The sequence below is a fragment of the Arenimonas metalli CF5-1 genome (genome assembly GCF_000747155.1).
Lineage (GTDB): Bacteria > Pseudomonadota > Gammaproteobacteria > Xanthomonadales > Xanthomonadaceae > Arenimonas > Arenimonas metalli.
In genome coordinates, this window is record NZ_AVCK01000012.1 from 73139 (window position 1) to 85500 (window position 12362).

General features: G+C 67.8%; 12 protein-coding genes. 5 read left to right on the top strand and 7 right to left on the bottom strand.

Translation table 11 applies throughout. The features are described from left to right. Window positions 1-7 precede the first annotated feature (7 nt). From N787_RS04015 to fosX, 4 genes are read left to right on the top strand one after another with little or no spacing between them, the layout of a single operon-like run. On the top strand, window positions 8-778 hold the full coding sequence (locus N787_RS04015; protein ID WP_034211387.1) for an NAD kinase: 771 nt from the start codon (window positions 8-10) through the stop codon (window positions 776-778). Window positions 779-781: 3 nt separating this feature from the next. After that, window positions 782-1708 (top strand): 5'-nucleotidase, encoded by a 927-nt coding sequence (locus tag N787_RS04020; RefSeq protein ID WP_052575110.1) that lies wholly within the window; start codon window positions 782-784, stop codon window positions 1706-1708. Window positions 1709-1725: 17 nt separating this feature from the next. Further along, window positions 1726-2073 (top strand): hypothetical protein, encoded by a 348-nt coding sequence (locus N787_RS04025; protein WP_169742280.1) that lies wholly within the window; start codon window positions 1726-1728, stop codon window positions 2071-2073. Beyond that, a complete protein-coding gene (fosX, locus tag N787_RS04030; RefSeq protein WP_034211390.1) occupies window positions 2070-2483 on the top strand; it encodes a FosX/FosE/FosI family fosfomycin resistance hydrolase in 414 nt (137 codons plus the stop codon). The genes N787_RS04025 and fosX overlap by 4 nt, the downstream gene beginning before the upstream one ends. On the opposite strand, the gene N787_RS04035 is transcribed toward fosX, so the two are convergent. From N787_RS04035 to N787_RS04045, 3 genes are all read right to left on the bottom strand, one after another. Continuing rightward, window positions 2456-3607: an MFS transporter gene (locus N787_RS04035; RefSeq protein ID WP_034210956.1), complete on the bottom strand. Its 1152-nt coding sequence runs from the start codon at window positions 3605-3607 to the stop codon at window positions 2456-2458. The two genes, fosX and N787_RS04035, sit on opposite strands and share 28 nt — an antisense overlap. Window positions 3608-3686: 79 nt before the next feature. Further along, window positions 3687-4946: a DUF4785 domain-containing protein gene (locus N787_RS04040; protein ID WP_052575111.1), complete on the bottom strand. Its 1260-nt coding sequence runs from the start codon at window positions 4944-4946 to the stop codon at window positions 3687-3689. A 3-nt stretch (window positions 4947-4949) separates the two neighbouring features. After that, on the bottom strand, window positions 4950-5804 hold the full coding sequence (locus N787_RS04045) for a hypothetical protein (RefSeq protein ID WP_156968892.1): 855 nt from the start codon (window positions 5802-5804) through the stop codon (window positions 4950-4952). 727 nt (window positions 5805-6531) lie between these two features. Between N787_RS04045 and N787_RS14620 the strand changes: the two genes are divergently transcribed. Beyond that, a complete protein-coding gene (locus N787_RS14620; protein WP_084590613.1) occupies window positions 6532-7164 on the top strand; it encodes a DUF998 domain-containing protein in 633 nt (210 codons plus the stop codon). A gap of 196 nt (window positions 7165-7360) precedes the next feature. Here N787_RS14620 and N787_RS04055 read toward each other — a convergent pair whose 3' ends face one another. The 4 genes from N787_RS04055 to N787_RS04070 form a co-directional block, all read right to left on the bottom strand. After that, entirely contained in the window at window positions 7361-8722 is a 1362-nt protein-coding gene (locus tag N787_RS04055) for an IS1182 family transposase (protein WP_034210958.1), read from the bottom strand. Between the two features lie 155 nt (window positions 8723-8877). After that, complete coding sequence (locus tag N787_RS04060; RefSeq protein WP_034210959.1) at window positions 8878-9561, bottom strand: DUF2461 domain-containing protein; 684 nt, start codon at window positions 9559-9561, stop codon at window positions 8878-8880. Then, the gene (sbcB, locus tag N787_RS04065; protein ID WP_034210960.1) at window positions 9558-10994 is read right to left on the bottom strand and encodes an exodeoxyribonuclease I; all 1437 of its coding nucleotides are present in this window, start codon (window positions 10992-10994) and stop codon (window positions 9558-9560) included. Before sbcB ends, N787_RS04060 begins: the two co-directional genes overlap by 4 nt. Beyond that, window positions 10994-12349 (bottom strand): FAD-dependent oxidoreductase, encoded by a 1356-nt coding sequence (locus N787_RS04070; protein WP_034210961.1) that lies wholly within the window; start codon window positions 12347-12349, stop codon window positions 10994-10996. Before N787_RS04070 ends, sbcB begins: the two co-directional genes overlap by 1 nt. Window positions 12350-12362 lie beyond the last annotated feature (13 nt).

The following is a 12362-nucleotide window of genomic DNA, read 5'->3' on the forward strand; positions in this document are numbered from 1 at the left end:
CATGCCCTTGCCCGCCCATCCGCGCATCGCCTTCCTGGCCAGCCCTTCGCCGGAAGCCCAGGCCGCCCTGGCCAAGCTCACCGCCGCGCACGGCCAGTCCGCGCCCGGCGAGGCCGACGTCATCTGCGCCCTAGGCGGCGACGGCTTCATGCTGCAGACCCTGCACCGGCACGGCCCGCTGGGCCTCCCCGTTTACGGCATGAAGCTCGGCACCGTCGGCTTCCTGATGAACCAGCACCGGCCCGAGAGCCTGGTCGAGCGCCTGCACGCGGCCGAGGCCACCGTGCTGCACCCGCTGGAGATGCGCGCCACCACCGAATCCGGCGCCACCGTGAATTCGCTGGCTTACAACGAGGTGTCGCTGCTGCGCCAGACGCGCCAGGCCGCGCACCTGCGCGTGCACCTCAACGGCCAGGTGCGGCTGGAGGAGCTGGTCTGCGACGGCGCGCTGGTCGCCACCCCCGCGGGCAGCACCGCCTACAACTTCTCGGCGCACGGCCCGATCCTGCCGCTGGGCTCGCAGGTGATCGCGCTGACGCCGATCGCCGCGTTCCGTCCGCGGCGCTGGCGCGGCGCGCTGCTGCGGGCCGACACCGAGGTGCGGCTGGAGGTGCTGGACGGCTACAAGCGTCCCGTCAGCGCCACCGCCGATTCGCACGAAGTGCGCGACGTGGCCGAGGTCAGCATCCGCGAATCGCGCCAGCACCAGGTCACGCTGCTGTTCGACCGCGAGCACAACCTGGAAGAGCGCATCCTCAACGAACAGTTCCTGACCTGAGCGATGAGCCCCCTGTCCGCGCCGCCCGCCCGCCCCGCCGACCGCCTGGTCGTGGCCATCACCGCGCGGGCGCTGTTCGACCTCGAGGACAGCCACGCGCTGTTCCAGGCCAGCGGGCTCGAGGCCTACGCCGAGTTCCAGCGCAGTCGCGAGAAAGACGTGCTGGCGCCGGGCATCGCCTTCCCGCTGGTGCAGAAGCTGCTCGCGCTCAACGCCGGCGCGCCGCCCGAAGCGCCGCGGGTCGAAGTGGTGCTGCTCTCGCGCAATTCCTCCGACACCGGCCTGCGCATCTTCAATTCGATCCGGCACTACGGCCTCGGCATCGTCCGCGCCGTGTTCACCAGCGGCGCCGAGACCTGGCCCTACATCAAGCCCTTCGGCGCCCAGCTGTTCCTGTCGGCCAACCCTGCCTCGGTGCGCAGCGCGCTCGAGCACGGCTTCGCCGCCGCCACCATCCTGCCGGCCAAGGCCTACGAGCCCGCCCACCCGCAGCTGCGCATCGCCTTCGACGGCGACGCGGTGATCTTCGGCGACGAGTCCGAGCGCGTGTCGCAGACCGAGGGCCTCGCGGCCTTCCACGACAACGAATCCACTCGCGTGAACGAGCCACTTTCCGGCGGCCCCTTCCGCGGCTTCCTCGCCGCCCTGCACGAACTGCAGCTGGCCTTCCCGCCGGGCGAGGACTCGCCGATCCGCACCGCGCTGGTCACCGCCCGCTCGGCTCCGGCCCACGAGCGCGTGATCCTGACCTTGCGCGAGTGGGGCGTGCGCCTGGACGAAGCGATGTTCCTCGGCGGCCGCAACAAGGGCCCGTTCCTGCAGGCTTTCGGCGCCGACATCTTCTTCGACGATTCGCGCCACAACATCGAGAACGCCAGCCAGCACGTGGCCACCGGGCATGTGCCGTTCGGCGTCACCAACGAGCCTTAGCCTTGGCCAGCGCCAACATGAGGACCCCTGATCAGGCCACGCTCCATGACTTTGATCGCATCCTGACGAAGGTGGGCGAGCGACTCACTGAAGTCCAGCGCGAAATGCTGCGAACCCACATGAACGCTCCCGGGATGTCCATGACGGCGAGGGAAATGTCTTTGGTGATGGGTTGGCGCGATCGCGCCTCCAATGTTTACGGTCGTGTCGGGTCGCTGATTCGTGAGTACCTTGACGTCGCACCCAATGCGCAGGGAATTACCTGTTTTTGCACCTTCGGGGTGGATGAATCCACGGGCGAAATCACCTGGGTTCTGCGTCCGACATTCGCCGCGGCGCTTGCCAGGTGGAGCCGGTCGCCATGAAGGGAATCAGCCACATCACGTTCATCGTCCGCGACTTGGAGCGGATGGCGACATTTCTCTGCGAGGGACTTGGCGCGCGCGAGGTCTATGACAGCGCCGGCCGTGAGTTCTCGCTGTCGCGGGAAAAGTTTTTCCTGCTTGGCGGTACCTGGCTGGCGGCGATGGAAGGCGAGCCGCCGGCAGACCGTTCCTACCAGCACGTCGCCTTCGAAGTGGATGAGGCCGATCTTCCGGTGTACCAGGCCCGGCTGGAGGCGCTGGGCATCGACATCCGCCCGCCGCGGCCGCGCGTGGAGGGCGAGGGCCAGTCGCTCTATGTCCACGATTTCGACAACCATCTTTTCGAGCTGCACACCGGAACGCTGGCGCAGCGGCTTGCGCGCTACGGCGCCGCCGCGGCGACCGACTGACGCCTTAGCGCATAAAGCAGCCAGGCTAGGGCTGCCACCGCCGCACCGGCCAGGAACGCCAGCTCGCCGCCGCTGCGCTCCCACGCCACCGCCGCCAGCCCGGCGCCCAGCACGCCGCCGACGCCCTGGCTGAAGCCGAAGAACAGGCTCTGGCCGGCGCCGGCGCGGCGGCCGGGGAAGAAGTCGGCCATCAGGCGCATGCAGCAGGCGTAGAAGGTGGCGAAGCTGAGCGCGTGAGTGGCCTGGGCCAGCGCCATGATGGGCAGGGATTCGGCGTACAGCGCGGTCACGATCCAGCGCAGCACGGTCACGGCCAGGCACACCATCAGCAAACGGCTGGCGCCGAAGCGGGCGATCAGCTTCGGCGCTTTCCAGAACATGGCGATTTCGATCAGCACGCCAAGCGCCCACAGCCCACCCACCGTCGCGCCGCTGTGTCCGGCCGCCTGCAGGTGCAGGGTGTAGAACACATAGAAGGGCCCGAAGCTGGCCTGCATCAGCAGCGCCACCAGCAGGAAGCGGCGCACGCCGGGGCGCTTCCACAAATGGCCGGCGTCGGCGGCGGTGGGCGCGTGCTCGACCTGGCGGTCGTGGCGATGGGGCCAGGCCGCGGCCAGCAGCAGCACGAACAGCGGCAGCGTCACCCACGCGAAATGCTCGGCGCCGACGCGATCAAGCAGCGCACCGTAAGTGCCGGCCACGATCAGGAAGCCGATCGAGCCCCACACGCGCAGCCGGCCGTAAAGGTCGGCGCGCGGGCCGAGTGCGGTGAGCGTCATGGCTTCGAACTGCGGCATCACCGCGTTGTAGAACAGGCCGAAGACGGCCATCACCGCCAGCAGCGCCCAAGCGCTGCCGGTGAACAGGAAGGCGCTGAAGCAGAGCAGGGTGAGCCCGCAGCCGGCCACGAACCAGTTCCCCGGTTTGTCGCTGCGTGAAGTCAGCGCGGCCCACGCCGGCGGCGCCACGATACGCGTGCCGTACCACAGCCCGAGCATGCCGCCGACCACGTAGCCGCCATGTCCCAGCGCGTCCACCCATCGCCCCACGTAGGGCGTGTAGGCCCCCAGCGCGGCGTAGTAGCAGAAATAGAAGATCGAGAACCGACGAAGACTCGCGTCCATGCAGGGCGGCGCCAGGAAAGAAAACGGCCGGACCCTCGGGCCCGGCCGTCATCATCGCCGCTTTCGCGCAGGCGCGGAACTAGCGGATGCTGGTTTCCCGGCCCGCCGTGCCGCGACCCGGTGCCGCCGCGTCCCGCGGGCGGACGGCGCGCGGGGTGGGCGTGGCGCCCGCGCCGCGCACGGCCAGTTCGCGGGTTTCCAGCGTGCCCATCCGGGCCTGGTCCTTGAGCTCGACGAAGCGCAGCTCGTAGGGCGCCCCGAACCCGCTGGGCACGTTGCCGCGGCCGAAGGCCAGCGACAGCTGGCGTGCGCCCGGCTCGAACCAGTTCGCCGCGTGGGCCTGCGCCACCGGCCGCGCGACGCCGTCGGCGCCGGTCGCGAACAGCGTGCCGCGCAGCTCGTAGCGACCCGCCGCGGCTACCTGTACCGGCAGCTCGAAGCGCACCGCCGCCGCGTCGAAGCGATAGCCGCCGCCCAGGCGTGCCGTCGGCCGCGTCACTTCCACCGCGGTGCGGGCATCGCGCTGGATGCTGGCGCCCTGGTCGAAGCTGGCGGACGAGAGGTGTACCTCCCACAGGCCGGGCGTGGTGCCGGCCTCGTCGGGCACCTGGATCTGCGCCTTGCCGTTGCGGAAGGCGAGGTCGTAGCTGCGTCCCGACGGCGAGATGAGCGAGCCGCCTACTTCGCCACCGGCCATTTTCGACGTGCCGTTCGCCAGGTCGGCCGATACCTCGAGGGTGTCGCCCGCCAGCACACTGCGACGACCAGCCTGGGCCTTGAGCACGTACTCGCTGTTGGGCTCGAACACGTGCACGAGGTAGCGGCCCTTGGCCTCGGCCAGCTGCACCTGGAAGCGGCCCTTGCCCTGCTCGGGGGCGAGCTGGACGATGGCGGAGCCGTCCGGCACCTCCATGCCCGCGGCCTTGAGCTGGGCGGCATTGGCGCGGCGCGCGAACGTCTCCGGCTCGGCGATGGCCTTGCCGTTGCGCAGCATGCGCAGCTGGCCCGGCTCCACCGCGTCGCTACCGGCGGCGGGGCTGACGCGGATGAGCGCGCCCGGGGCGGTCGTGTCGATGCTCAGGCCGGCCTGCATTTCGCTGGCTTCCGCGAGGGCCCAGTACTCGCGGCTCTCGGCCACGAAGGGCGCGGGCGCCTCGAGCTCGGCCCACGGGTCCAGCGCCCAGGCGAAGGCCACCGGCTTGCGCTCGAACTCACCGGCCGGCGCGGGCGCCGACACGAGGCGCGACGGCGCCTGGTCGCGGCTGCCCGGCGGCAGCAGGTTCGCGGCCTGGGCCGACAGGGAAAGGGACATCAGGCAAAACAACAGGGTCTTCTTCATGGCTCAGGACCTCATGTCGCTGCGCAGGATGGTGTCGAGGCCAAAGCACGCGCGGCGGCTCTGGTTGTGCGACAGCGGCTCGGACCCGGCCATGCGGCTCTTGTCCTGGAACCACACGTAGCCCGCTGCCGACTGGCTGGAGCAATTGAGGAAACCGTCGGAGCAGGAGTTCAGCCAGTTCTGCGTGGTCTCCAGGCCCACGTTCTCGGCGTAGCCGCCGCAGTAGCTGTCGCCATCCCAGATCGCCGAGTCCACGTCCGTGCCCACCACGCTGCGGAAGGTCTTGGGCAGGGCGGGGCGGCCGGCGGTGCCCAGCAGCCAGTTGGCGTTGTAGCTCGCCATCCAGCTGGTCTGCTGCATGCGCACGGCGTCGTTCTTGTAGCCCAGCAGCCAGCCCAGCGCGCTCTCGAACACATTGCCGGCGATCACCGCATCGGCCAGCGGCGTGCCGGCGGAAGAGGGCGCCAGCGCGTTCACGCGCACGGTCTTGGCGATGATGTTCGGGTAGCGGCTGTCCCAGGTCGGGTTCGACAGGATCCAGCGCATCACGTTGCCGCCGTTGCTGTGCGTGATCACGATCAGGCGGGTGATGCCGCGGTTGTTGATGAAGGTGGTCAGCTGGCCGGCCAGGCAACCCGCGGCCGCGCTGTCCCACATGTACTTCTCGAAGTCGCAGTTGATGACGACGTAGTTGTTCGGATCGACCAGCCCGCCGCGCACGTTGTTGATGAAGGGCGACTGCCAGTAGTCAGCGGCGGCGTTGGTCTGCTTGCCGGTGCCGTGGACGAAGGCGACGCCGGTATTGGCCTCGCACAGGCTTGAAGCGGCCGCCAAAGCAGCCAAGAGTAGATAGCGCACGATCCCTCCCCAGGAACTCGATGCGAAACGCGATTCCCCCTTCCCTGGGTGGCCACGTCCGGTTGAACCGGCGCTCCCCTGCGCCGGCGTATGGACACCGACCATGCCCGCCGCAAAACGTGAAGGTCAACACATTTCGATGCTGCAACGCGTCAGTACGCCCCGCATCCTGTGGGAGGGACTTCAGTCCCGAAGCTTCTGATCGAGCCGGGATCGATCATCGCGAAAGTCCGCCGCACACGAGGCCCCTTTCCCGGGGACGCCGTGAACCCGTCCATGGGGGCTTATCGAAAACGTCCATGTTTTCGATACCCCGGGAAAGGGGCCTCGCGTGCGGCGGACTGCGGACTAGCCGGGCCGGGATGTCGATCCGAATACATCATCGCTTCGCGCCGGCGGGTATCGGGAAAAAGTCTCGTGACGACCGTTTAAGGAAAGTGCTTTTATGGCCGCGTGGTCGAGTTGGCAGCTGTTGTGCGGTGACCGCCTTCGACCCGAAGCGGAAAACTGGGTGCCCATCAAGCGCAGCCAGAGACGCGCTGAGCGCGGAAGGAGAGCAGGAGTGGTGTCCGGGCTTGCCCGGTTTGTTTGCCGGGCAAACTCTGCCTAAACTCCAAAACAACTGTCGGGTCATTGGCTACGAGCACGCAGTGCCACTGGATGAATAACCGGACCTTAGCGTCCGTACATAGGGTTGTCAGGCCGCGCGATACGTTTTTGGGGATCCATGGACAGAGCACAACTCACTCGACGGCTTCTGGTCGCATCCATTCTGTACGTCATCGGCTTCTATTTTATCGGTAGCGCGATAAAGCCGGGATATTCACAGATATCCAACTTCGTGAGCGAATACAACGCAACGGGGACTGCCTGGGCAAGAACACTCACTTACGCAGGCTTCGTTGCCACTTCCGCTCTCTTGTCGGCTTACCTGGTCTCCGCCTCGGCCATCGTTCAAGTGTCTGGCATCAGCCGTTTGGGCTTCTGGCTGTTGTGGTCACTTCCTGCGTCATTCTTTCTTGCTCTATTTGCTCCTTGCGATGCTGGTTGTCCGATAGAGGGTTCAACCAGCCAAAGCATGCATAACTTGTACGCTATCGTGACTTATTTCGGCATGGGTATCGGCATTGCTTTTGTCTCCCTAGCCCCGAAATTCAGCGCGTTCGCGTTCCGACGGGTCTTTATGCTTTTGGTCGGTATCGCCTTTCCAGTCGTGTTTTTGATGATGTTCCAGCCGGATCTCGCGCCATGGCGAGGCCTGCTACAGCGCTCGCTGGATGTTGCTTTGGCGGTCTCCCTGATCCTGATGACCTGGACACTCGTCCCGTCCGACCATCACGCGCGCAAGGCGGCGGCCTAGCCTTTCGTCCAAGCCGATGCCACTCAGTGGCACCGCACTGCGCAGGGGTCATCTGGTGTGAGGAGGGTGTCCGCTTCTGGCCTATTCCGTTGAAAAACTCGCTTTCTGGCGGGCGGCTGGGTCCGGCGGTTCGGCCGGATCGATGATTATTTGACCAAGGGCGACGGGAAAATGGGCGCGCAAGCGCCCTTTGTCCTCAAAGGGTCGTTGCCATTGCCGCTTCGGGGCTTTTCGGCATCAACCACGCTGCCATTCTTCGTAAATTCTGTGCGGTTGCCGCCAATAGGAACTCATCTCGGGCACTTTTCAGGCCGCGTAGCCGCAACCTGTCTAATCGCAAAATGCGTTTGAGGTGCGCGAACAGCATCTCGACCTTCTTCCGATGTCGCCGTGACTGGGCATATCTCTTCGTCGTCGACAACTGGCGCGCCACGTCCCGTGCGGCCTCGTTCACCTGGCGGGCGATCCTTCGATGCGTCGTGTTGGGGCAGCACCGCGGTTTCAGCTCGCAGCCTGCGCAGTCGTGAAGGTTGCTGCGATAGATCAGCGTGTTGTCGGCGGTTGGCTTGCCGCTCGATAGCAGTGGCTTGCCCTGGGGGCAGCGGTACTCGTTCGCGTCCGCGTCCCAGCGGAAGTCGGACCGCCCGAGCGACCCATCCTTTCGCTCGGCTTTGTCCCAGACCGGCACGTGGGGCTCGATGCCCTTCTCATCCACCATCCAGCCCAGCATTTCCGAAGTGCCGTAGGCGGTGTCGCCGATGAGCCGGGTCGGCTTGAGATCGAAGCGCTGCTCGACCCGATCGACCATGGTCCGTGTTGCTTCGACCTCGTCGGTCTTATACGCAGGCGTGGCCTCCACATCGACGATGACACCCGCCTTTACATCGATCAGGTAGTTGGTCGAATAGGCGTAGAAGGCCGGGCCGCCGGGCGCGGCGGTCCACTGCGCCGCCGGGTCGGTCAGCGACACATTCTTGGGTGGGGTACGCGGCGCCTCGGCGTCGTCCAGCGCCTGCAGATACTCGCGGATCGGGCGCGTGAGCGGCATCTCCCGGTCCCAGGCGGCGTCAACACCCGGCACGCCCTTCTGTCGGTTGGCATCTGCCTTGATGACGCTGGCGTCGATCGCGAAGCCCTCGCCGCCGACCAGGCCTTCAGCCAGGCAGCGCTCAAGCACCTTCTCGAACACGAAGCGCAGGGTGTCGTTGTCCCGGAAGCGGCCGTGGCGGTTCTTGGAGAACGTCGAGTGATCCGGCACGGCATCTTCCAGGCCGAGCCGGCAGAACCAGCGGTACGCCAGGTTCAAGTGGACCTCTTCGCACAGCCGCCGCTCCGAGCGGATGCCAAAGCAGTAGCCGACGATCAGCATTCGGATCAGCAGGGCCGGATCAATCGACGGGCGGCCGGTGTGGCTGTAGTGCGGGGCCAGATGCTGGTGCAGCTCACCCAGGTCCAGGAAGCGGTCGATGCCGCGGAGCATGTGGCTGGCCGGGACGTGGTCTTCGAGGTTGAAGGCGTAGAACAGGGGCGCTTGCCCGGCTTCCTGACGTCCCATCATCGCTGCGATTTCCGCTGGATCGATGGGAAGTTAGTGGACCAGCTTCAGCCGGTCGATTCAACCGAGTTTTTCAACGGAATAGGCCGGAAGCGGACTTCGAGATTTTCATTGATGTCGCGTTGCTGGGCGGGCCCCTTGGGGCCAGCTGTCGTGGCTTAGAACTCGAGGTCGAGGGAGGCGCAGAGGTAGTCGACAAGCGGGGCCACGCCGGTGAAGCCGGAGACGATGGCCTGGCGCAGGCGCGGGCCCAGCACGGTTTCGTCTTCGAGTGCCTCGCCCGCGGTGAAGTCCTTGCGCTTGATGTCCTCGATCAGCGGATGGTCGGCGGGAAACCCGCGCGGCGGGCGGGTCAGGGCGTCGCCCCACATCGTGAAGCGGCGCTTGAAGGCGGGTTTCTGCACCACGGCCTGCCAGCCGGCGGGGTTGTCGACCAGGAAGTTGCGGATCTTTCGCTGCACGTCGGGCTCGGGGTGCCAGATGCCGCCGCCGAGGAAGCAGCCGCCGGGCTGGATGTGCAGGTAGAACGAAGGCGCCGCCACCTGCTTGCTGCGGGCGTGGAAGAAACGCGCGCCGCCCCAGGTCTTGTAGGGCGTCTTGTCGTTCGAGAACCGGGTGTCACGGTGGATGCGGAACAGCGAGCCGCCGTTGCCGCGCGGGTCGGCGCGGTAGTGGGGGCTGATCGTGAGCAGGTCCGGCGCGAGGTCGGTGATCAGCGCCTGGAAGGGCTGCTTCAGGTGCGTCTCGTAGTCGGTGCGGTGGTCGTTGAACCACTCGCGGCTGTTGTTGCGCGCCAGCGCGCGCAGGAACTTGAAGGTCTTGTCGCTGAAGTAGGTGCTCATGCCAGCTCGCGTTCCAGGGCTTGCCCCCAGGCCTGCAGGGCGTCGAGCCAGGCCTGCTTGGGGCCGGGCTCCGTGGTGGCGCGCAGTGTCTCGATTTCGGCGTAATAACTCGTGAAATCGTATTCCGACAGCCCGCTCGGGCCGCCCAGGCGGGTACGGCGGTAGGCGTTCCAGCGGTCGCGGCCGGCGGCGTCGAGGGTATCGGGCCAGTTGCGGGCCTGGTAGCGGAACAGCAGTTCGGCGTAGCGCGGGTCGTCGAAGCGCGGGCCCAGGTCGGGCAGCTCGGAAGGCGAGGCGCTGCGCACGCGTGGGAACAGGCGCTTGTCGGCGTCGCTGGGGAAGCCGTCGTAGAGCGCGGCATCCGCATCCGCGGGCTCGCGCGCGGTTTCGATGGCGAACACGCGGCGCACTTTCTCGGCCAGGCCGGGCGCGGCGCGCAGGCGTTCGGCGCGGGCCAGGCACGCGTCGCGGTCGATGCCGAGCCGCTCGAAATCCGCCGCGCGCAGGTGCTCCAGCGGCAGCAGGATCGGGCACTTGTTGGTGTGCACTTCCTTCAGGGGAATGCGGCGCTCGCCCTCGGGCAGGTCGGCGGCCGGCGTGTACAGGCGGTCGGCGATCTCGTCCGGTTCCAGCGCCAGCAGCGCGTCGGGCTCCTCGTCCAGTCCGCACACCAGGAGGCGCGACTCGATCTTCGGGTGCCGCGCGATCGGCGCCACCAGCGCGGCGCAATGCCGGCTGGCCGGGTAGCGCGAGGAAATGTGCAGCAGCGGCGTCAGGTTCGCCACGTCCATCAGCGCGGCCACCTTGCGCTTGTCGCGCAGGGCAAAGGCGTAGTCCCAGAGCTTGGGCTGGGCCGCCTTGAACTTGCGGGCCAGGCCGATCAGCGCGCGCACGTCGCTCAGCGCCTCGTGGGCATCGCCCTCGCGCACGCCGTTGGCGGCGGCGAGGTGCTCGAGCTTGAAGCTGGGCGCGCCGTCTTCGCGCAGGGGCCATTCCAGGCCCTCCGGGCGGAGCGCCTCGGCCAGGCGCAGCACGTCCAGCAGGTCCCAGCGCGAATTGCCGTTGCGCCACTCGCGCTCGTAGGCGTCGTGGAAGTTGCGGTACAGCCCGAAGCGCACGAACTCGTCGTCGAAGCGGATCGAGTTGTAGCCCACCGCGCAGGTCTGCGGCTGCATGAATTCGTCGGCCAGGCGCGCCATGAACGCGGCCTCGGGCAGCCCGTCGGCCTTGGCCTGCTGGGGCGTGATGCCGGTGATCATCGTCGCGCCCGGCGAGGGCAGCAGGTCGTCGGCCGGCTGGCAGAACAGGCTGATCGGCTCGCCAATCGGATTGAGCTCGTGGTCGGTGCGGATCGCCGCGAACTGGGCGATGCGCGTCCGCCGCGGGTCGCGGCCGAAGGTCTCGAGGTCGTACCAGAGGAAGCTGGCGGCCATCAGAGCGGCGCCAGCCTCTCGCGCACCAGCGCATCGGTGGCGTCGAAATCCACTTCGTCCAGCGAGGCCCGGCCCCGCGTGGCCTCGATCAGGATCTGTCGCTGCACCTTGCCGCGCTCGAACGCGGTGGCGTAGGGAATCGTCGTGAAGCTCACCATCGAATAGCGCGGCATGAACCGGCCCGGATGCCGTTCGGCCAGCTTCACTTCCAGCTGCCGCTGCAGCAGGTAGTCGGCGTCATCGACGCGGTCGCGCATCTCGACGTAGTTCTCCAGCGCCATCGCCTGGATCGCATCGGCGTTGGGCCGGCGCTCGGCCTCGAAGCCAGCGAACGCCGTCTCGAAGTCGGCCGACGAGGCGATATGCCGGTCCAGCGCGATGCAGTCCTCGAACGCGCAGTTCATGCCCTGGCCGTGGAAGGGCACCATCGCGTGCGCCGCATCACCCAGCAGCACGGCGCGGCCGTCCAGGTGCCAGCGCTGCAAGCTAAGCGTGCCCAGGCCGCTGACCGGGTTGTCGGTCCAGTCGGCGTCGAACTCGGGCAGAAGCGGCAGCGCATCGGCGAAGTCGCGGGCGAAGAAGTCTCGCGCGGCCGCCAGGTCGGGCAGGGTGGCGAAGCTCGGCTCGCCCTGCATCGGCAGGAACAGCGTCACCGTGAAGGTCTTCTCGGTATTGGGCAGCGCGATGCACATGTAGCCGCCGCGCGGCCAGATGTGCAGCGCGTTCGGCTCGATGCGGAAGCCACCGTCGGCCGCCGGCGGGATCTCCAGCTCCTTGTAGCCGTGGCCGAGCGGCTCGAAGCGCTCGCCCAGCGCCAGCCGCGGCCGCAGCGCCTCGCGCACGCCCGAGCCGGCGCCGTCGCAGCCCAGCAGCGCCTCGAAGTCGAGCTCGCGCGCGGTGCGGTCGTGGTCGTTGACGAAGCGCGCGCGCCGCGCGTCGAAGTCCACGCCGTCGAGCCGGTGGCTGAAGTGGATCTTCGCGCCCGCCGCTTCGGCGGCATCCAGCAGCGCGATGTTGAGCCGGCCGCGGTGCACCGACCAGATCACCTCGCTGTCGTCGCGGCCGTAGCGCTGCAGCTGCTCGCCGCCGCCCAGCGGGTGCACCATGCGGCCGCGCATCATCACCGCCTGCGCCATCACCACGTCCTGCAGCCCGGCCTGGCGCAGCGCATCGAGGCCGCGCTCGGCCAGCGCGAGGTTGATCGAGCGCCCGCCCTCGTAGCCCTTGCGGCGCGGGTCGGGGCGTTTCTCGAACACTTCGACGGCCCAGCCGCGGCGGGCGAGCAGGGTGGCGAGCAGGGCGCCGGCCAGTCCGGCGCCGGCGATCGTGATCGGGTGTTGCGGCTTGGGTTGCACGGGCAATTCGTCC

Bases quoted from the DNA above. Each gene is read 5' to 3' on its own strand.
- N787_RS14620 (WP_084590613.1), top strand. From the start codon at position 6,532: ATGGACAGAGCACAACTCACTCGACGGCTTCTGGTCGCATCCATTCTG.
- N787_RS04035 (WP_034210956.1), bottom strand. From the start codon at position 3,607: ATGGACGCGAGTCTTCGTCGGTTCTCGATCTTCTATTTCTGCTACTAC.
- sbcB (WP_034210960.1), bottom strand. From the start codon at position 10,994: ATGGCCGCCAGCTTCCTCTGGTACGACCTCGAGACCTTCGGCCGCGAC.
- N787_RS04040 (WP_052575111.1), bottom strand. From the start codon at position 4,946: ATGAAGAAGACCCTGTTGTTTTGCCTGATGTCCCTTTCCCTGTCGGCC.
- N787_RS04055 (WP_034210958.1), bottom strand. From the start codon at position 8,722: ATGATGGGACGTCAGGAAGCCGGGCAAGCGCCCCTGTTCTACGCCTTC.
- fosX (WP_034211390.1), top strand. From the start codon at position 2,070: ATGAAGGGAATCAGCCACATCACGTTCATCGTCCGCGACTTGGAGCGG.
- N787_RS04020 (WP_052575110.1), top strand. From the start codon at position 782: ATGAGCCCCCTGTCCGCGCCGCCCGCCCGCCCCGCCGACCGCCTGGTC.
- N787_RS04025 (WP_169742280.1), top strand. From the start codon at position 1,726: ATGAGGACCCCTGATCAGGCCACGCTCCATGACTTTGATCGCATCCTG.
- N787_RS04060 (WP_034210959.1), bottom strand. From the start codon at position 9,561: ATGAGCACCTACTTCAGCGACAAGACCTTCAAGTTCCTGCGCGCGCTG.